Source organism: Paenibacillus sp. FSL K6-4396, assembly GCF_038002525.1.
Lineage (GTDB): Bacteria > Bacillota > Bacilli > Paenibacillales > Paenibacillaceae > Paenibacillus > Paenibacillus amylolyticus_B.
In genome coordinates this window covers 4302461-4322687 of the sequence record NZ_JBBOCR010000001.1, presented here as the reverse complement: position 1 = coordinate 4322687, position 20227 = coordinate 4302461, and the positions used below count along the sequence as shown (strand labels likewise).

The following is a 20227-nucleotide window of genomic DNA, read 5'->3' as shown; positions in this document are numbered from 1 at the left end:
AGGAATAGCATCATCAGGGCGTGTCTGAAAACTCCGAAGGAAGCGGATTTTTAGACACGCCTTAATGTAAAGTCATTATAAATTATTAAGCACCCGGATTGGTGTACATGAGCGGAGATGTGATGATGAAAAAGAAAAAAAGCCTTGATTCAGCACCATGGATCTGGAGAACCGTCAGTACAGTATCCATCTTGGCAACCTTGTTGTTGTTATTTGGATTTGGATACGCTATAAAAGACGTGATTTTCCCCGAGGGAGATTCAGCGTTAACTACAGGCCAGGAGGCAACTGCTCCATCCAAGGATAAGGAAGGAGAACCCGCTGTAGTGGAAAATGGCAAGATTCGGATGGCCGTCATTGGCGATTCCCTGGCAAGAGGTACGGGGGATGATGAGGGACTCGGTTTTGTGAGACGTGCAGGGAACCTGCTTAAAGATAAAGGATATGACGTTCAGGTTCTTAACAATCTGGGTGTGAACGGTTTGAGAACGGATGCTTTATTGGAAAAACTCGATGAGCAAGGCGTACGTTATGTCCTACAGCAGTCCAATTTTATTTTGCTCTCGATTGGCGCGAATGATCTGTTCCAGGGGGGGCAAGTTCTACAGGGGGAAGATCCGCCAACAGCAGAGCAGCTGGCAGCGGCTTTGCCGGAAACGTCCAAACGCCTTCAAGAGATATTGAAGAAAGTCAAAGAAATCAATCCCGATGCACAGATTGCGTACATAGGGTTGTACAATCCATTTGGCGATGTGAAGGAACTGGAGAAGCCGGGTAATGCAGTGGTTGCTGCATGGAACGATGCTGCACTGGCTATTTTGAACAACGAGGACAAGATGACACTGGTCCCTACATTCGATTTGTTTGAAAATCATCTGGGGGAGTATCTCTCGTCAGATCATTTCCATCCCAACGGACAAGGTTATGAGCAAATTGCAGTTCGGATTGCACAGGAATTCCAGGCAGATACACCGGCAGAAGGGAGCGGAAATTAAATGGCAGAGCAGCAGTATGATTCCGTCCTATCGGTACAGAATCTGAAAAAGCGGATCGGACGCAAGTGGATCATTAAAGACGTTACATTTGACGTAAAACCTGGTGAAATCTTTGGATTTCTCGGTCCCAACGGTGCCGGAAAAACAACTACGATACGGATGCTGGTCGATCTGATCAAACCGACAGAAGGAAAAATTAAAGTCTGTGGTTATGATGTGAATCGAGACCCTGAGCGTGCTTTGAAGTATGTAGGCTCCATTGTTGAGAATCCGGAGGTATATACATATCTGACAGGGTGGGAGAACCTGGAGCATTTTGCCCGCATGCAACCAGGTGTGGACAATGAACGAATTCAGGAAGTTGTGGATATTGTGCGTCTGGATCAGCGGATTCACGATAAAGTCAGAACTTACTCATTGGGTATGCGTCAACGGCTCGGTATTGCACAAGCACTGCTTGGGCGACCGCGTCTGCTCATTCTGGATGAACCGACAAATGGCCTTGATCCAAAAGGCATTAAGGAACTTCGTGTCTTTATTAAGCAACTTGCCAGCGAAGGTATGGCTGTATTTGTCAGCAGTCACTTGTTAAGTGAGATTCAGCTTCTCTGTGACAGAGTAGCCATTATCAGTGCTGGGCGTGTGCTTGCCGTTGGAGGTGTAAGCGAACTGATTGAAGATCATTCCAAGTTGGCCATATGGCATGTTTCACCACTGGAGAAAGGCAAAAAGATGTTACAGGATGCAGGAATTGCTTTGGTAGGTCGACCTGCGGATGTGATGGATGATACCATTGTTGCGGGCCTTGGTCCGAACGCTGTGGTTGCCGAGATGCATGAAGATCGAATTCCTGATCTGGTGCAGCAGATGGTTCAAGCAGGTATTCAGGTTGAAGGGGTACAGCGGATCCAGCCTACGCTTGAACAACTATTCTTAAAAATGACAGAAGGTGAATCCATTGAGTAATATCATGCCGCTGATCCGCAATGAAACGATTAAGATGGTGAAGAAAAAACGGCTTTATATTATATTTATTGTACTTGCGGTCCTCGTACCGATGTTTACGTATGCCCAGATGAAATCTGCGGAGAATAATCGCGACAAGTTTGGCGGCGATTGGCGTCTTGAACTGCAACAGGCCATCACAGACAACCAAAATTCGCTCGGTAGCGATCGCGTACCTGAAGAGTACAAAAAATATAGAACAGTATATATCCAGCAGATGCAGTATTATCTTGAGAATGACATCAATCCCAAAGAACCGGGTGGTGTTACCTTTACGCGGGAGTTCATGAACAACGCGGTTGGATTGTTTATTCCACTGTTAATCATGGCTATTGCTTCAGATCTTGTTTCTGGTGAACGTACGACAGGGACGATTAAAATGCTTTTAACGCGTCCGGTTAGACGCTGGAAAGTGCTTCTGAGCAAATTAATTACGCTGATTATGTTTGTTTCGATCATCGTGGTATCCGCCTACATTATATGTTATGTCATATCGGGTGCGGTCTTTGGTTATAAAGGCTTCAACATGCCAATCTTCACAGGATTCAAAGTTGTGGGAACAGATGTCGATATGTCGGCAGTGCATGCTGTAGACCAGTGGTTGTATATGCTTATGCAGGCAGGACTGATCTGGTTTGTGAGTGTAATTGTGGCTATGCTTGCATTTATGGTATCCGTGCTTGTGCGCAGTACTGCTGCAAGTATCGTTATCATGATGGCAGCGCTGATTGCAGGAACAATCTTGACCAGTATGGCAGCATCTTGGCAGACAGCGAAGTATCTGTTCATGGTTAACCTCGAACTTCCGAATTATTTGTCTGGCGGGTTACCTCCAATCGAGGGTATGAATTTAGGTTTTTCCCTTATTGTGCTTAGTGTTTGGGGCATTGCTTCACTCATTGTGTCATTCCTTGTCTTTACGAAACGGGATATCTTGAATTAAAATGGACAAGGATAAGAAAACATCTGTTTGCATTTTAGGCATTTTTTTAGTTGCAAGTTAAGAAGGGGGAGCATGAATGGTCGAGCAAATCGATATGTCGGCAGGTTCGACAGGCGGAGGACAGGGGTCTTCAGGCTACGACGCGGACGACATTCAAGTACTTGAAGGGTTGGTGGCGGTACGGAAACGGCCGGGGATGTACATCGGCAGCACCAGCACTTCAGGTTTACATCATTTGGTATGGGAAATTGTCGACAACGCTGTCGACGAACATCTCGCCAAATTCTGCTCCAAAATCGATATCACGCTGCATAAGGACGGTTCTATTACGGTTCAGGATAACGGAAGGGGAATTCCGACAGGTATACATAAAACAGGGATTCCTACTCCCCAGGTCGTGTTTACGATTTTGCACGCAGGCGGAAAGTTCGGTGGATCAGGATACAAAAAATCAGGCGGTTTGCACGGTGTAGGTGCGTCAGTTACAAACGCATTGTCCGAGTGGCTTGAAGTCGAGATTTTCCGTGATGGCAAGATTCATCGTCAGCGATTCGAGTATTGGAAGGACAAAAAAGGGATTGAACATGTCGGTGAACCGGTCTCCGGTCTCGAAGTGTTGGGCAATACCAATCGGACAGGTACAAAAGTTACATTTAAACCGGATATTCGGGTGTTCCAGAGCGGTATTCAATTTAATTATGATACATTGGCAGAACGTCTTCAGGAGATTGCTTTTCTGAATTCAGGTCTGAGAATTGTGCTCAAGGACGAACGTTCGGGCAATCAGGATGAATACATGTATGAAGGCGGAGCAAGCCAGTTTGTTGCTTTTCTTAACGAAAATAAAGATGTGCTGCATGATGTTATTCACTTCTATGCGGAGAAGGATGACATTGAAGTCGAAGTGGCAATCCAGTATAACGCGGGTTATACGGAAACACTGGCTTCATTCGTGAACTCGATCCCTACTCGGGGCGGCGGTACTCATGAGACCGGATTCAGGGCTGCATATACCCGTGTAATGAATGATTACGCACGGCGTACCAGCATGATTAAGGAAAAAGACAAAAACCTCGAAGGTAATGACCTGCGTGAAGGTATGATGGCCGTCATCAGTGTCAAAATGTCAGATGTTGAGTTCGTAGGTCAGACGAAGGATCAGCTCGGCAGCGCTTCCGCTCGAAGTGCTGTGGATTCGGTCGTTTCCGAAAATATTCAAAGGTTTCTGGAAGAAAACCCGCAGGTAGCTCAAACGTTAATTCGCAAAGCGGTTCAAGCCTCCAGAGCTAGAGAAGCAGCACGCAAAGCACGTGATGATATGCGTACAGGCAAGAAACGCAGTGAGAGTTCCAACCTGAACGGCAAACTAACGCCGGCGCAATCAAAGGATTTTACCCGAAATGAGTTGTTTATTGTTGAAGGTGATTCCGCAGGTGGTTCTGCCAAACAGGGACGTGACTCGAAGATTCAGGCTATTCTGCCGCTCAAGGGAAAACCGCTCAATCCGGAAAAATCAAAGCTGGCCGACATTCTCAAAAATGAAGAATACCGTGCCATTACAGCGGCGATCGGGGCGGGCATAGGAACCGAGTTTGCAGTTGAAGACAGCAATTATTCCAAAATTATCATTATGACCGATGCGGATACGGACGGCGCACATATTCAGGTGCTGCTGTTGACCTTCTTTTATCGTTATATGAAGCCTTTAATTGATGCAGGCAAAATATATATTGCTCAGCCGCCATTGTACAAACTTACTCGTAAGTCTGGTAAGCTTGCGAGTGTTCGATATGCATGGACGGATGAAGAACTGGCGAATTATATGAAGGAATTCGGTAATAATGTTGAGCTTCAACGTTATAAAGGTCTTGGTGAGATGAATCCGGATCAACTGTGGGAGACAACAATGAATCCGGAAACTCGTGCGATGCTGAAGGTACAGATTGTTGATGCAGCAAAAGCAGAACGTCGTGTATCTACGCTCATGGGTGATAAGGTTGATCCGCGGAAACGCTGGATTGTAGAGAACGTCGACTTTACAGAGTACGAAGAATAGAAGGTGCTTGGAATGAGTCCATCAGAACAATTTATGCCGGCCTTTCTCGAAGAGGTCGTTGGGGACCGTTTCGGTCGCTACTCCAAATATATTATTCAGGATCGAGCCATTCCGGATGTCCGGGATGGGTTGAAGCCAGTACAACGGCGTATTCTATACGCCATGTACGATTCAGGTAATACGCCTGACAAGACTTACCGCAAGTCTGCCAAAACCGTTGGGGACGTAATGGGTAATTATCATCCACATGGTGACTCATCCATCTATGAGGGCATGGTGCGGATGGCTCAGCCATGGAAAATGGGCCATATGCTCGTGGACGGTCATGGTAACTGGGGATCACAGGATGATGACCCGGCAGCGGCGATGCGGTATACGGAGGCCCGTTTGTCGCCCATCGCGATGGAGATGCTTCGCGATATCGAGAAACGGACGGTTCTGTTTAAGGATAATTTTGATAATACGGCCAAAGAACCGGTTGTATTGCCATCCCGTTATCCGAACTTGCTGGTTAATGGTGTCAGCGGTATTTCCTCCGGATTTGCAACGGAGATTCCTACACACAATTTGCGTGAAGTCATTGATGCCTCGATCGCTGTGATGGAAAAACCGTCAATTGAGCTGGACGAAATCATGATGTTTATGAAAGGTCCTGACTTTCCAACAGGCGGATTGATTATGGGCGGTGACGGCATTCTGGATGCCTATCGCACAGGTAAGGGACGGATCTATATCCGGTCCAAAACCGAGATTGAAAACATGCGCGGTGGCAAACAGCAGATCGTCATTACCGAAATTCCTTATCAGGTCGTGAAATCTCGTCTGGTTACAGCGATGGAGAACATCCGACTTGAGAAGAAGGTTGAAGGTATTGCTGAAGTGCGTGATGAGAGCGGACGTGAAGGTCTGCGAATCGTGGTTGAGTTGAAAAAAGAAGCGGACGCACAAGGTATTTTGGCTTATTTGCTGAAGAAAACCGACCTACAGGTCACCTATAATTTCAATATGGTGGCGATTGTGAATAAAGCACCTCACCAATTAGGATTGAAATCGATCCTCGAGGCTTACATTGCCCATCAGCGGGAGGTTGTAACCTTCCGTACCCGGTTTGAGCTGGAGAAGGCGCAAGACCGTGCGCATGTGCTCGAGGGCTTGGTAAAAGCACTTAACATCCTTGATGAGGTCATTGCGGCCATCAAAGCGTCGAAGAACCGTCAAGATGCCCAAAATAACCTGATGTGGATGTTTGGATTCACGGAACGCCAAGCAGATTCCATCCTTACTTTGCAATTGTACCGTTTGACGAATCTGGAGATTAATTCTCTGGAGAAGGAACTCGGTGAACTGATGAAAAAGATTGCACAATTACAATCCATTCTGGATAGTGACCGCAAGCTCATCGGCGTCATCCGCAAGGAATTGATGGAGATTCGTGAGAAATACGGCATAGACCGTCGTTCTGCGATCCAGGGTGAAGTGGAAGAACTTAAGGTTAATCTTGAAGTACTTGTGAATGCGGAAGATGTATTTGTTACGTTATCCAAAGAGGGATATGTGAAACGTACAGGCATGCAGTCCTTTACACGTTCTGGTGGTGAACGGAGCGGAAGTGGTGTAAAAGACGGCGATTATATTGCTCAGGTTCTGGAAGTAAATACACTTGAGAATCTGCTTATCTTTACGAGGAAAGGTCAGTATTTCCTGTTACCTGTTCATCAGGTACCTGAATTCAAGTGGAAAGATCCAGGCACAGCCATTGTGAATGTCATTCCCCTTGCGAAAGATGACCGTATTGCAAGTGTGCTTGCTGTGAAATCCTTTGAAGAGCCAAACCACAGTCTGGTCTTCGTTACGCGAAGAGGACAGGTGAAACGAACGGAGCTGAAGGATTATGTTACCAAACGGTCCGGTGCAGTTGCGGCTTGTAAAGTGGGCAAGGACGATGAAGTGTTATCTGTACATCTGAGTACAGGTGGTCAAGATATTATGTTGATTACAAAAGAAGCCATGGCCATTCGTTTCCGAGAGGATGAAGTCAATCCAATGGGACGTGTATCCGGTGGTGTTCGTGGTATTCAGTTAAGAGAAACAGATGAAGTTGTATCGGCTCTATGGGTAGAAGGAGATGAAGGCGAAGTTGCCGTGTTGTCCGATCTGGGATATGGTAAACGATCATTACTTCTGGATTACGCTATACAGAGCCGTGGAGGCAAGGGGCTTGCCACATTCGAGTTCAAAGAAGGCAAACGTGTGAAACCGAATGGTAGCCGTATTGTTGGAGCGTTTTATTGCAAAGAGCAACGTAAGATCACTGTAATGACCAAAGAAGGCCAAGTGTTCCCGATCTCTTCGGAAGGTGTTCCGATTACAGAGCGCAAACATATTGGCAAGCTGATCGTTCATGTGGACAAACAGGACGAGATCGTTGAACTTCTAAGGGACTTCAATGAGAATCAACCAGCATCATCTTCATAAAAACAAACAAACGAGACTTTTCGCAGAACAGCTAATCCTGTCATGCGAGGAGTCTTTTTTTGTTGTTCAAAGGCGGATTAGAAGAGGGCATTCGTGCGAAGTTTAACAACCTTCGTCGATTACGGTCGATCGCTAGGAAATTGAAAAAAGGCAGCAGGAATGCGGCTTTGGAGCGCGAAAACTTAAGCAGGTGAAGTGATAACCGGTTGCAGAGAGGAGCGATGGAAGATGTATAATTCCGATTTTGCCAAGTGCTGGTCCAGGTTGACCAAAGATTATAAATTGCATATGGATCAGGAGCTGGCACCCTCATTAACGGAGGCTCAGCTGGCTGTTCTGGAGGTACTCGAAGATCATCAGAAGATGAAACCTTCGGATCTGATTCCTTATCTGTCGACTACACCAGCTGCTGTAACCATGCTGCTCGATCGGATGGAGAAGAATGATCTGATTCGCAGGAATCGGGATAATCAGGATCGACGCATTGTGTGGGTATCTCTGTCAGAGAAAGGAAGAATGGAGACAGAGCGGGGAATCACCATCCGTAATGAATTCATGAACTCTGTTCTCAGTAACATTTCGATGCACAATCAACAATTGCTGGTATATCTGTTAGGCAAAATGACAACACCCAAAACCAAAGAGCCTGCCTTATCTACTTCGGTATAATACCATGCTGATTCTTCTGAATAACCATAGGAGTGCCTGCTCGTTTCATGCAGGAGCCCTATGGTTATTTTATTTACAAATTACATATGCTACACACTGTGTCCAGGTTAGTTGAGTAAAGGCATGAGATGTAACACAGTTAGTATGTCCTAATATTATTTTTGTGAATTCATATGTAAAGAGTTGACTATGTAAATATTTTTGTTATAATAAATAATTGTTCCCCTGATATTTCGTGTACGAAATATTATATTCCAAAAGTAAAAGGGTGAATCAATGACTGATACGTATGAAGTATTCTATATTATTAATTCGTTCCGCCAGGTGAATCAAATGCTCTTTCGAGCATTTTGGAATGAAAACAAGGAGATCGAGCTAACTTCGATTCAGTTTATGGTGTTATCGATCCTGAGGGAGCGCCCTTCCATTGGCATCAACGAAGTGGCTGAGCTATGTCATATGGGCAGCAGTTCCATGAGCGCTGTTGTGGAGCGGCTCGTCAAAGGCGAGTATATCGTTCGGACACGTTCGGATGCTGACCGCCGATCCGTTAAACTTCAGATTACGGATAAAGGGGAACAGGCCCAACAGGAAACGCACCATTTGTGGATGGAAAGAGTGTCACCCATTCTGGACATATCGAAGGAAGACCTAGAGCACCTACTTAGAATTCATAGTCAAATGATTGAAAAGTTAGAAGGAAGAGAGATGAACAACATATGAGTACGACTACTGCTGCAGCTCCATCCTCCGCGATGGACAACATCAAGAAAGGCCCGATTGTAGCGGCATTGTTAATTGGTGCCTTTGTGGCATTCCTGAACCAAACCCTGATGAACGTAGCTCTTCCTAAAATCATGGAAGACCTCGCGATCAATGCAAACAAAGCCCAATGGTTAACCACGGGTTATATGCTGGTCAACGGTGTTCTGATTCCGGTTACGGCATATCTGATTGCCAAGTTTTCAACACGTCAAATTTTCATTACAGCCATGACTCTATTTACCATAGGTACATTAGTCTGTGGTCTTAGTCCAACCTTCACCATTCTGATGGTAGGTCGTGTCATTCAAGCGGCAGGTGCAGGTATCCTGATGCCTCTGATGACCGTTGTATTCCTGACCATCTTCCCGATTGAGAAACGCGGTCAGGCCATGGGAACCATGGGGATCGCGATGATTCTGGCCCCTGCGATTGGGCCTACACTTTCAGGTTATGTGGTTGAGCATTATTCCTGGAGATTGTTGTTCTACATCATCTTGCCATTCTCTATTATTGCAACGGCAATTGGTATTGCTTTTGTTAAAAACGTAACACGTCAATCCAGACCTAAACTGGATTATCCAGGCGTTATTTTATCTACACTAGGTTTTGGTAGTTTGCTCTACGGATTCAGTGATGCGGGTACCGATGGATGGGGCAGTGCAATTGTCATTGGATGTCTCGTCGTAGGTGCGATATCCCTGATTCTGTTCGTTATTCGTCAACTGACAACAGATCATCCGCTCCTTGAGTTCCGTATTTTTAAATACAACATGTATACATTAACAACGATTATCAACATGCTCGTGACAATGGCGATGTTTGCAGGTATGATCCTGCTCCCTATTTTCCTGCAAAACATTCGTGGATTTTCACCGATTGAATCAGGACTTCTGATGATGCCCGGTGCGATATTGATGGGGATTATGTCTCCAATTACAGGTCGCATATTTGATAAAGTGGGCGCACGCTGGCTTTCGGTTGCAGGTCTTGCCATTACGGCGATTACAACGTTTGGACTGAGTCGTCTGGCAATCGATACTACCTACGGCTACATGATGTTTATCTACACGGCTCGTATGTTCGGTATGTCGATGCTGATGATGCCAATCCAGACAGCAGGTCTGAATCAACTGCCTCAACGTCTGAACGCACATGGTACAGCGATGTCCAACACTTTGCGTACTGTTGCCGGAGCGATTGGTACAGCCATTCTCGTTACCATCATGAGCAGCAAGCTCAAAACACATCTGGCGGATGCAGTGGCTGCGGGTCAGGTTGATCCTAATAATAAGACAGCGATGATAGCTGCTACAGCAGATGCAACGATTTATGGTGTTAACTATGCATTCATCGTGGCTACCGGAATGACTTTGGTTGCTTTAATTATGGCGTTCTTTATTCGTAAAACGAAACCGGCTGTTGAACCTGTTACTGTAGAACATGAAAAAGCGACGGCTACAGCATAACGAATATCAGAAAAAAAAAGAGAACTCTAGCAGTTGAAATGGGGTAACCATAACTGCTGGAGTTCTCTTTTTTTGGTGTGCGCGATAGGAAGAGAGTACTCTTATTATTCGGGCTGGATCGTTGGATCGATAAGAAATACAGGATCGGGCTCATGACCGAACTGTTTTAGGTTAATGGTTCCGTTCAGTTGAAACTCCACACCTTCGCTAATCAGTTCTGTTTCCTGCATTATGCGCGAGTGTTCGTCCGGTATGGAGATTTCGCCTTTTGCGTTGACAACACGGTGCCAGGGCAGACGTTCCTTGCGGCTCATCGAGTGCAGAATACGGACGACTTGTCTCGCCGCTCTCGGACTTCCAGCATGGGCTGCAATCTGACCGTACGTCATCACTTTACCTTCGGGAATCGCCGCGATGATCGCAATGACTTGTTTGGTAAACGGGGTCATCAGGATGTCTCCTCTCTGTATCTTAGGTATATAACTGAAAATATGAAAAAACGTGTCGTTCAGATACAGAATCTGAACGACACGTTGTATGGACAGATCTAACCTGATCCTGTGCACTTATAGAGGTTGTTCGATAAAACCGCTTTTGATCCCATCTTCTCGGTACTGAAAACCAGTCTTGCTGAACATGTACTTATTGAGATTGTCCAAAAGCTTTTTGGTACACGGCAGCGGGCCATTCTGCCCAGGGGAATTCTCTTGCAGGTAAAGATTGCAGAATAACTTCTTCCTTGGTAACTGGATGAGGAAAAGCTGCAATCGCAGACCATAGAGCAATCTGTTGCCCGGGTTTATTCACGCTTGCGCCGTACTTCTGATCCCCGTACAGAGGGCAGCCGATTTCTTTCATTTGCACCCGAATCTGATGAGATCTGCCGGTGTGCAGTTCGATATGGACGAGGCTGTAACGGTCTGTCTCGCCGATAACACGGTAATCCAGAACGGCATCCTTACCACCAGTCGTACCTTTAGGTACAACAGTAACGGTATTTGTACGTGCATCTTTCAGGAGCGTGTGTTTTAATGTTCCCTGCTGTGCAGGCAACTTGCCATGTACAACAGCCGCATATATTTTACGGAAATGACGTCCCCGCACAGTCTCGGACAATCTCGAAGCTGCTTTAGAAGTCTTGGCAAAAATCATTGCCCCTCCAACAGGACGATCAAGTCGGTGTACTAACCCGAGATAAACATTACCAGGTTTGTTGTATCGTTCTTTCAGATCCTGCTTCAGTAATGTAAGCAAATCCGGATCACCTGATGAATCTTCCTGTGTAGGTACATTGACCGGCTTCGTAATGCCTAACAGATGGTTGTCCTCAAACAGAATCGGAATTGCATCGTGGTCATGCCGATGTTCTGACATGATTAAGACTCCCAACGGCCCAGAATACCACAAGGCAGATCCAGACCACTGCGTGTGATCGGCAGACCAATTTCACCTGCAGTAATGTCACCACCGTACTGAGCAGACATCGTCATGGTCAACATGTTGCGCAGAACCGTAGAGGAAATGCCCGTAGTGTAGGAGTTAACCAGCATGAATAATGGATTATCCGACAAAATCGTCATACATGACTTCAAGAAAGGATATAGGTTCTCTTCCAGTTTCCATGTCTCTCCATTAGGGCCTCGGCCATATGAAGGAGGGTCCATAATAATGGCGTCGTAACGATTTCCGCGACGTTGTTCCCGTTGTACGAATTTGAATACATCATCTGTAATAAAACGAACAGGGCGATCAGCCAGTCCGGATAATTGAACATTTTCCTTGGCCCATTGAACCATGCCTTTAGCTGCATCCACATGCACAACAGAAGCGCCTGCGTAAGCTGCGGCTACCGTTGCTCCGCCTGTATAGGCAAACAGGTTCAAGACAGAAATAGGACGTCCTGCATTGGAGATTTTATCCATCATCCAGCTCCAGTTAGCAGCTTGTTCAGGGAACAGGCCAGTGTGCTTAAAGCTGGTAGGTTTAATGTGGAATTTCAAGTTTTCGTATCCGATCGTCCATCGCTCGGGAATAGGCTTTTTCATATCCCAGTTACCGCCACCGGAAGAGCTGCGATGATAGTGACCATGCACCTGACGCCATTCATTGGTTTCTTGCTCGAGGGGCCAGATAATCTGTGGATCGGGTCTGCGTAAAATCACATCTCCCCAACGCTCCAGTTTCTCGCCGCCTCCTGTATCGATTACTTCATAGTCCTTCCAATTCTTAGCTACGTACATAATGATTTATCCATCCTTCAAAAGTCATTTGGATACTATTGTACAACAAAAAAGGGCTTGTACGCCAGTTGGGGGACGGGATCATTGGAGGAAGGTATTACAACTGACCTTAAAAGGGTGAAGGTTGTTTTAGCTGTGTTGAAATCCAATGTGCGCCATATACTGAAAAGCGAAGATATCTAAAATTTAATTTGACAATGATAATCATTATCACATATGATTTTGTTAATCCAAAATTCATTCTTTCTTCATAGAGAGAATATTACATGATCAAATTAAAGTGAGGGAAAAATAGATGGCTAAATTGTTAGTGGCTTATGCAAGCATGACAGGAAATACAGAAGAAATTGCAGAACTGATTGTGGAGGGAATTACAAAGGGAGGCCACGAGGCAGATCTGAAATCCGTAACGGATTGTAATGCATCTGATGTATTGGACTATGACGGATTCATGATCGGTGTGTACACCTGGGGAGATGGGGAGTTGCCAGATGAATTCCTTGATTTCTATGAGGAGCTGGATGAGCTTGACCTAAGTGGTAAGAGAGCTGCGGTGTTTGGTAGTGGTGACACCTCATATGAGCAGTTCTGCGGTGCAGTTGATCTCGCGGCTGCCAAGCTGCAAGAGCGTGGGGCGGAGGTATCTCCAGAGATGTTGAAAATTGAATATAGTCCGCTTGAGCAGGAGAAAGAAACATGCCGTGACTTTGGCAAACGCTTCGCTGCTGCCGGATTACAGGTATCCTAAAGATCATGTTAAGACATAATGTTCAGGCAGCGATGCCAGTCGGAAGGAATGACCTTCCTGAACGTCTGCTTGAAGATTACAGATTGGAAGAAATGCTGCGCAGCCCACACCGATTCATCCGCCCTGAACCAGTGTCTGAGCAGCGTCTTCCACTGCAATGGAGGCACCGTGTACAATATGCGGTGAGCCATGCGGTCAATGCCTTCTACAGTCTCGACCCCGATGTTCGCAAAGAAGTACCCGTGCAGTATTTACTTGAGAAGTGGTGGCCCAGAAAGACGGATGGTTTCGAATCTGTTCTCCATTACTGGGATGTGAAGAACAAGATTACGGATGAATTGTCACTCGCTATTGCAATGAATGATGATCTGAAGCATCCAGCCATTCTTTTTGAACAGTGGAGAACGGAGTTACCTTCATTATCCATGCATTTGTCGATGATATTTCAGGCGGCCTGGCAACCAGAAGGCTGGGATTCGCTGCTTATTCAAAAATATATGGTTGTCCATGATCCAAACGTAGTTGAGGCGTTTCAACATATGGTCAGTGCATTCTGCTGGGAAGCCTTCGGAAAATTACCGGGTATGATCGAGATATACTGTTTGTTGGAAGGACGCAAAATTAGGTACATCCCTGGACGCCAGTCTCTGATACGTTCCATGGACTACATTCGCTTGATACGTGACAGCATGCCGCAAGCAGAAGTGGTGGAGTCAGAACAGTTTACGACGCGTGATAAAGCGCGCATCCACGAAGAGGTAGATCGCTGGAAAACGGAAGCCGTTGAACCGAAGAAAACATGGTTGATGTGAAGGCGATTGAAGGATAACGATATATCATGTAGATAGAGGAGGGAAAGTTACCATGTCTACCGGTCTAAGTCAAGATATAAGCAGCGGCAAGAGACGTGCAGGAACATGCGAATTCAGTCCGTTGCCAGTACCCCAGTCGGTTATACGAAAGTTGCTTGATGAAGCAGATCCTTCATTATATGTAATGAGTTCAGAACCTTGGAGGTTTATGTTGTTTGCAGGCGAAGGACGACAGCTTTATCTGGAAGCGGTCAGACAGAGCTATCCACCGCATCTGGCTGATCGCTACGGCGACTGGGCTACATATCAATACACGGAAGTAATCCCTACCCATCTGGTTGTCGTGGCGCCTAAAAATGCCCGTGAGGATCATCTTCTGCCGGCCAAAGCCTGGAGCAAACGCTTTAGTATTCTGGCTGCGGAACAGGGTTTGAATGCGGTCTGGAAGATTAATGATTATCAACAACATCCTGTGTTTATGAATTTGATGGGTTTGACAAGTGAAGAGAAGGTTCTGGGGGTATTCCATATCGGTTACGGAGACCAGCCTGCATTGCGGGATATGGATGCAAGCAGACCAGCCTCTGAACTGATGACGGTCTATGACCATCTGGTATAAAAAAATGTTCATTAGTTCTCTTATTTGCTGGTGTTGAATAGAAAATCACGAACGAGCTGACGATTCGTCTGATCTTTGTTATATACGGAGTATAATCGATTGGATACTGTAAGGACATTGCCAAAAAAGAATCGTTCGAATTGGGTCTGTCTGCCCCCGAATGATCCAGCCCCAAGCTCCCAGATCAGGCGGAACAGAGCATTGCGTTCATAAGAAGCCATATCGTTCCCTTTCAGATATATATTCAGTGAAGGAGCGATATCGGATTGAAACTCTTCTTCCTGAGGGATCATAATTACCCCGCTCGATCCCAAAAGTTGCAGAATTTCAATCATCTCAGGATAAAGTTTCGGAAAAAGCAGATTGGCTGCCATCAATGGTTTGGGTGCAGGTAATACAAATCCTCTTCCGTCTGGTATGGCACCTGCCTCTGCGGCCAAAGCCAATGCTTTTAACGATTCAAGACCTGCGAACAGACGTGCAGTTTTCTCAATAACATGTGCTTCTGTATTCAGATCGAGAGTATCCGTGAGAAGCTGAATTGTACCGAGAACAAATTCCGTCTTGGCAATATAACGGCACAATACCTGATGACCTGCGTGAATATGAAAGTTACTGCCACTGAAGAGACGCGAGGACATTTCCTCACTTCCTGCAAAAAATATTCGTTCATGCGGAACGAGCACCCGGTCAAAGATGACGATATTGTCCATTTCTTCATATCTGGAGCTCAGGGGATAGTTGGTGTGAGATTCAGCTGCGTAGGTATCCCTGCATACCAAACTGATACCCGGAAGATCATTGGGGACAGCAAAGGAGAATGCAAATGGATTTTCGTCATCAAATGGGGCAGGAGAAGGGGACGGATAGACAAAAATCTCATCCGAAGTGGCAGCTTGTGTAGCCATCATGAATGCTCCGCTAATAATGAGACCTTCCTCGGTACGATCTACGACCTTTGCGGCAATAGCATCTTCAGTAGCATCCAATTGCCCTGACATTTTGCTGGCATAAGGCTGAATGAAGGCGTGAGATAGCGTAATATCATGATCACGGCAGTAGGCATAATAATTCTTGAGATTTTCTGCATATTGGGGAGACAATTCGTTCAGAAGATCGGCACCTGTGTAAAAGGACATGATGGCTGTATTCATGTAATCGGGTGAGCGACCAAGAAAGCCATGATGCACATTTGCCCAGATATTCATCCCTTCCCGGCGTTTACGGAGGTCGTCTGCACTGGTTGGAGGCAGGAAGGATATGCCCACAGGTTTGCCGTCTGCCGGGGAGGCATACGTCATCGTTTCTTCAAATTTAGGATCAGATTGCAGATCATACATGTACATCTGAGTCTCCATTAAACCAGCAAATGCTACATGTTCAGAGCGTTTTCCAGTAATAAGGTTACCTTTGTACCAGCAAGGGACGGACTGGGCATCAATTCGTTCGCGATACTGTGTGCCACTTTTAACAGGCATTGTTATTCACCTCTTGGTTCTAATCGTTCATGGGCATACTGACTTCTTACGTAGTGTACGTAGGTCATCTGTCCAATGTGCATTTAAGAGGTGAGAAGGATTTTTACAGATTAGGGCTTGATAATAATTATCATTCTTGTTACAATAGACAAAGAAAAAAGGAACCGGTAAGGGCTCCTTTAAGTGAATCACATGAGATTACTTATTTTACTTCAAAAGTCTTACAGTCTGTTTCAGCAGACTGACTTGCTTCTTTGGAACTGTGACTCACGATGTAGATCGAAGAAGCGTTACATTTGTTCTCTTGAGCCCAGTGACGACAGGAATTAACTTCACACAATACGTCTTTTGCCATGATTGTTAACCTCACTTTAATTGGATTACAGTCGTTGGTATAAAAGATCCGGATATAACAAGTTGCCGCTTGCGAATCTGGAAAATTTTTGCTCTCACGAAATTAGGAGGGCTTTTTTGCGTTATACACAACGATGCACACTTAGAATAGCAAATTTTATTGAAGCTTGCAACCAAATGCCCCCATCTGTGGCAAAATAGTGGACGTGTTGTGGTTATATATGCAAAAAGGCAGTAGTATGTTATTATTTAATAGTAATTATTACGATTAATAGTCTGAATGATTCTATATAACTTGAACTAAGCATTTACATGAAAACGGAGAGGACAGAAAGAACCTGAAGAAGCGGAGCTAAAAGCTTTTTGAAAAAAGCTACATCGGAAGCATATACTTCGCCTTTATCCCCGGATTTCCCCTCTAGGGAAATAATCAAAAAATCTGGGGATAACAGCGATCGGAAGGTTGTTCTGTCATCGAAGTGGTCAGTGTAAATATTTATTAGTTCAACTTATATAACTTGAATCACGGACTGAAACTATAAATGAAGGAGCATGTGTATAGATGAGCAAAATAAACCATATGAACCGGATTCCCCGCGCGAAAGGGATCGATATGGCTGCTTTTTACACGCCGAAAGAGTGTAGACTTAAAGCCCAGCATATTGTATTTTCCGCTGAAAATGAACGCATCATTAATGAATTTGTCACCATTCTGGGCATGAAAGAGAAGTTCAGAGAGCATGATGTATCAATCCCCAACAAAATGGTCATGTTCGGGCCACCCGGTACGGGAAAAACATTAACGGCATCACATCTGGCGGAGCGCCTTGATCTGCCATTGGTTCTTGTGAGATTAGATGCGATCATTCATAGCCATCTTGGGGAGACGGGCAGTAATGTACGCAAGTTATTCGAATATGCACGAATGAATCCCTGTGTGTTATTTCTGGATGAATTTGATGCCATAGGCCGGACACGTGAGAGCAATGATGAAGTGAAAGAGATGGCTCGTGTCGTCAATACGTTATTGCAATGTCTGGACGAATTCGATGGGGACAGCATTCTGGTGGCTGCAACGAACCTGGAAACCCAACTGGATCACGCCATCTGGCGGCGGTTTGATACGAAGATGACCTACGGTATGCCTGATGATTCAAGTCGTAGATTGTATATCAGCAAGTTGGTGGGGGCATTTGAACAGGAGACCCGGCTGGAAGATTACATATGTGAACGCTTGGCAGGGTGCAGTTATGCGGATATAGAGCAGATCGTTCTGAAAGCAAAACGGAAAGCGATCATTGCCAGCAGTACACTTCGTAAGCAACTGATTTCGGATGCTTACGATGAATATAGGCCACGTGTATTAGAGTGTTGAGTGTTGAAATAGCCCAAGCTCCTGAATGGAATCCTGGGCTATTTGTCATGTTAGCATGCTGCGACGTTACACTTTAACGGCTGCACCGTATGCTTTTTCTGTATTCATAGCTTCTTGTGTTGCAGTCCAGCGTGGCAGGCTTAATCTGAACATGCTGCCTTCCGGGCTGCTGGAGACAAGTGTCAGTTCACCGCCCTGTTCCTGAGCGAGTAGCCGGCTATATGTTAATCCTAGACCCAGACCGCGGTTACGACGTTTCTTGATTTCTCCACGATAGAACCGTTCGAAGATTTTGGGTTGTTCTTCGGCTGCGATGCCTGTGCCGTGGTCCTTAACATCAACGTACAGCATCTGTTCTTCTGTACTTAGATAAATATCGAAGACAGCCTTTTGTTCAGGAGCTGTGGCATGAAGTGCGTTATTGAGCAAATTGACAATGATCTGCTGAATGCGGAGAGCATCCCCCATGGTAAAGAAGTTAATCGGAGGGGCGTGCAGCTGAACCTCTGGCATTTTGTCCTCATACGCAATCTTCCACTGATAGATGATCTCACCGACCAACAATTTCAGATCCGTCCGTTCCTTGCGAACGGCAACACTTCCTGCAGCCATGGCGTTATAGTCAAGCAAATCTGCGACCATTCGCTCCATGCGTTCAGATTCTTTCAAAGCGATATCCAAAAATTCTTTACCTTCCTGTGGACTCACGACATCGTCACGTACTGCCATAACGAGCCCCTTGATGGAAGTTACCGGTGTCTTGAGTTCATGACTTACCCCTGCCAGCGAAAGTGTACGCCATTCTTCGAGTTGTTGGAGACGAGTAGCCATATCGCGAAATGAATTTACAAGTTCATTGATCTCACGTTCTCGTGTATCCAAGTCAAGACTCACATCATAATTGCCACCTCGAATCTGTTCAGCGGCATAGGCGACCTGACGAATCGGTCTGGATAACTTTTTGGACAGGAGATAGATTGTAAACCATCCACAGAGGATTAGTCCTCCGAGGATTAGAGCCACGAGCCCTATCGTCTCTGGACCAAATGTAATGGATTGTTTGGACTGCATGACCCACACTTTACCCAAGGTTTGATCGCCCTCGGATATGTTGACCGTTACACCTGCATATTTGTTGTTTCGAGGTTCAAGATAGTCGTCTGACAGTCGATAATGCACATCTTTTTGCTCCATTTTAGGCTGGGAAAAGATCAATTGATTGTTTTTGTCCAAGATCATGACACAAAAATAATGATCTGTATTAAATAGTTTCTCTCGCTTGGTTACCAGTCTGTCCAGATCGGGTGGAACCCGAAGCATATTATTTTCACTGGTCACATGATCGGCAATCTCGAGACCAAGCAGTTCTGCGGTTTTGAGGCTTTTCTCAATGGAAGTTGTTCGAATCCAGTAGAGTGCCCCTGCCGCAATAATCGTGAAACCAATGCACAAAATGAGAAAATATCGCAGTGTCCAGTGTGACAGAATGGATATCGTTCGTTTGGGTTTCTTCTGTTTCAGTTGGCGATCCAAAATTGATACCCCATTCCTCGCAACGTCCGAATTTCTCCCGTATCTGGCGACCAGTGGGAGAGGGCTTGACGTAGTCGTTTAATCGATAGATCTACAGCACGGTCACTGCCATCATAGTCCATCCCCCATACCTGTTCAATAAGATGATCTCTGGTAAATGTCCGATTCGGATAATCGGACAGGAAGAACAGTAACGACAGGTCACGAGGTGTGAGTGCAACCTCTGCTCCGTTCAGCAACACCTGCTTGGCAGCAAGATCAACGACGAGATTTCCAAAGGAACGCTTCTCTTTGCCACCTGAGGTCCAATGTGGATTACGACGCAACACCGCATTAACTCTGGCGACCACTTCTTCCGGTACAAAAGGTTTGCTCATATAATCGTCAGCACCAGCATTCAGTCCGTTGAGACGGTCTGAAATGTCATCCAGTGCGGTTAGCATGATCACGGGACAAGCACTTTTTTCACGAATAATCCGCAGCAGATCCCATCCGTCCATTCCTGGCAGCATCACATCAAGTAATACAAGGGAAGGCGTTACGGTATCAAAAAGGGTAAGTGCAGTCGGTCCATCTGCTGCATGATGAACTTCAAATTCTGCTTTTCTCAGATAAGCAGCCAATACTCGTGCAATAGCTTGCTCATCCTCGACGATAAGTATGGATTTCAAGAAAAGCGTTCTCCTTTCGCTTT

The 20227-nt window shown here is 45.6% G+C and carries 19 protein-coding genes; 12 read left to right on the top strand and 7 right to left on the bottom strand.

The genetic code is table 11. From position 1 onward, the window contains the following. Positions 1 to 125 precede the first annotated feature (125 nt). From MHB85_RS18650 to MHB85_RS18615, 8 genes are all read left to right on the top strand, one after another. Entirely contained in the window at positions 126 to 995 is an 870-nt protein-coding gene (locus MHB85_RS18650; protein WP_091017930.1) for a GDSL-type esterase/lipase family protein, read from the top strand. Beyond that, positions 996 to 1961 carry an ABC transporter ATP-binding protein gene (locus tag MHB85_RS18645; RefSeq protein ID WP_091017929.1) on the top strand — a complete coding sequence of 322 codons (966 nt, stop codon included), beginning with the start codon at positions 996 to 998 and terminating at the stop codon, positions 1959 to 1961. Beyond that, positions 1954 to 2943 (top strand): ABC transporter permease, encoded by a 990-nt coding sequence (locus MHB85_RS18640; protein ID WP_036613298.1) that lies wholly within the window; start codon positions 1954 to 1956, stop codon positions 2941 to 2943. Before MHB85_RS18645 ends, MHB85_RS18640 begins: the two co-directional genes overlap by 8 nt. Positions 2944 to 3019: 76 nt before the next feature. After that, entirely contained in the window at positions 3020 to 4999 is a 1980-nt protein-coding gene (parE, locus tag MHB85_RS18635) for a DNA topoisomerase IV subunit B (protein ID WP_091017927.1), read from the top strand. Positions 5000 to 5011: 12 nt separating this feature from the next. Further along, positions 5012 to 7474 carry a DNA gyrase subunit A gene (gene gyrA / locus MHB85_RS18630; protein WP_091017925.1) on the top strand — a complete coding sequence of 821 codons (2463 nt, stop codon included), beginning with the start codon at positions 5012 to 5014 and terminating at the stop codon, positions 7472 to 7474. Between the two features lie 228 nt (positions 7475 to 7702). Continuing rightward, entirely contained in the window at positions 7703 to 8143 is a 441-nt protein-coding gene (locus MHB85_RS18625; RefSeq protein ID WP_036613306.1) for a MarR family winged helix-turn-helix transcriptional regulator, read from the top strand. A 276-nt stretch (positions 8144 to 8419) separates the two neighbouring features. Beyond that, a complete protein-coding gene (locus MHB85_RS18620) occupies positions 8420 to 8866 on the top strand; it encodes a MarR family winged helix-turn-helix transcriptional regulator (protein ID WP_036613308.1) in 447 nt (148 codons plus the stop codon). Next, complete coding sequence (locus tag MHB85_RS18615; RefSeq protein ID WP_091017924.1) at positions 8863 to 10374, top strand: DHA2 family efflux MFS transporter permease subunit; 1512 nt, start codon at positions 8863 to 8865, stop codon at positions 10372 to 10374. The genes MHB85_RS18620 and MHB85_RS18615 overlap by 4 nt, the downstream gene beginning before the upstream one ends. Before the next feature lie 104 nt (positions 10375 to 10478). Here the strand turns inward: MHB85_RS18615 and MHB85_RS18610 are convergent, their stop codons facing one another. From MHB85_RS18610 to MHB85_RS18600, 3 genes are all read right to left on the bottom strand, one after another. After that, on the bottom strand, positions 10479 to 10823 hold the full coding sequence (locus MHB85_RS18610) for an MGMT family protein (protein WP_091017922.1): 345 nt from the start codon (positions 10821 to 10823) through the stop codon (positions 10479 to 10481). A gap of 193 nt (positions 10824 to 11016) precedes the next feature. Continuing rightward, positions 11017 to 11748, bottom strand: coding sequence for an RluA family pseudouridine synthase (locus tag MHB85_RS18605; protein ID WP_091017921.1), 732 nt, complete (start codon positions 11746 to 11748; stop codon positions 11017 to 11019). A gap of 2 nt (positions 11749 to 11750) precedes the next feature. Then, positions 11751 to 12614, bottom strand: coding sequence for a class I SAM-dependent methyltransferase (locus MHB85_RS18600; RefSeq protein WP_017687801.1), 864 nt, complete (start codon positions 12612 to 12614; stop codon positions 11751 to 11753). 295 nt (positions 12615 to 12909) lie between these two features. On the opposite strand from MHB85_RS18600, the gene MHB85_RS18595 reads away from it, so the two are divergent. From MHB85_RS18595 to MHB85_RS18585, 3 genes are read left to right on the top strand one after another with little or no spacing between them, the layout of a single operon-like run. Continuing rightward, complete coding sequence (locus MHB85_RS18595; RefSeq protein WP_091017919.1) at positions 12910 to 13362, top strand: flavodoxin; 453 nt, start codon at positions 12910 to 12912, stop codon at positions 13360 to 13362. Between the two features lie 5 nt (positions 13363 to 13367). Continuing rightward, positions 13368 to 14174 carry a hypothetical protein gene (locus tag MHB85_RS18590; RefSeq protein ID WP_091017917.1) on the top strand — a complete coding sequence of 269 codons (807 nt, stop codon included), beginning with the start codon at positions 13368 to 13370 and terminating at the stop codon, positions 14172 to 14174. A gap of 52 nt (positions 14175 to 14226) precedes the next feature. After that, positions 14227 to 14793, top strand: a complete 567-nt coding sequence (locus MHB85_RS18585) for a nitroreductase family protein (RefSeq protein ID WP_341073395.1) — start codon at positions 14227 to 14229, stop codon at positions 14791 to 14793. Positions 14794 to 14813: 20 nt separating this feature from the next. Here the strand turns inward: MHB85_RS18585 and MHB85_RS18580 are convergent, their stop codons facing one another. Beyond that, on the bottom strand, positions 14814 to 16271 hold the full coding sequence (locus MHB85_RS18580) for a 4-hydroxyphenylacetate 3-hydroxylase family protein (RefSeq protein WP_091017912.1): 1458 nt from the start codon (positions 16269 to 16271) through the stop codon (positions 14814 to 14816). Between the two features lie 202 nt (positions 16272 to 16473). Further along, positions 16474 to 16626 carry a DUF1540 domain-containing protein gene (locus MHB85_RS18575; protein ID WP_074095586.1) on the bottom strand — a complete coding sequence of 51 codons (153 nt, stop codon included), beginning with the start codon at positions 16624 to 16626 and terminating at the stop codon, positions 16474 to 16476. 561 nt (positions 16627 to 17187) lie between these two features. Here MHB85_RS18575 and MHB85_RS18570 point away from each other — a divergent pair. Then, positions 17188 to 18000 carry an AAA family ATPase gene (locus MHB85_RS18570; protein ID WP_091017910.1) on the top strand — a complete coding sequence of 271 codons (813 nt, stop codon included), beginning with the start codon at positions 17188 to 17190 and terminating at the stop codon, positions 17998 to 18000. A gap of 66 nt (positions 18001 to 18066) precedes the next feature. Here the strand turns inward: MHB85_RS18570 and MHB85_RS18565 are convergent, their stop codons facing one another. Then, positions 18067 to 19533, bottom strand: a complete 1467-nt coding sequence (locus MHB85_RS18565) for a HAMP domain-containing sensor histidine kinase (RefSeq protein WP_091017909.1) — start codon at positions 19531 to 19533, stop codon at positions 18067 to 18069. Further along, positions 19518 to 20204, bottom strand: coding sequence for a response regulator transcription factor (locus MHB85_RS18560; protein ID WP_091017907.1), 687 nt, complete (start codon positions 20202 to 20204; stop codon positions 19518 to 19520). The genes MHB85_RS18565 and MHB85_RS18560 overlap by 16 nt, the downstream gene beginning before the upstream one ends. Positions 20205 to 20227 lie beyond the last annotated feature (23 nt).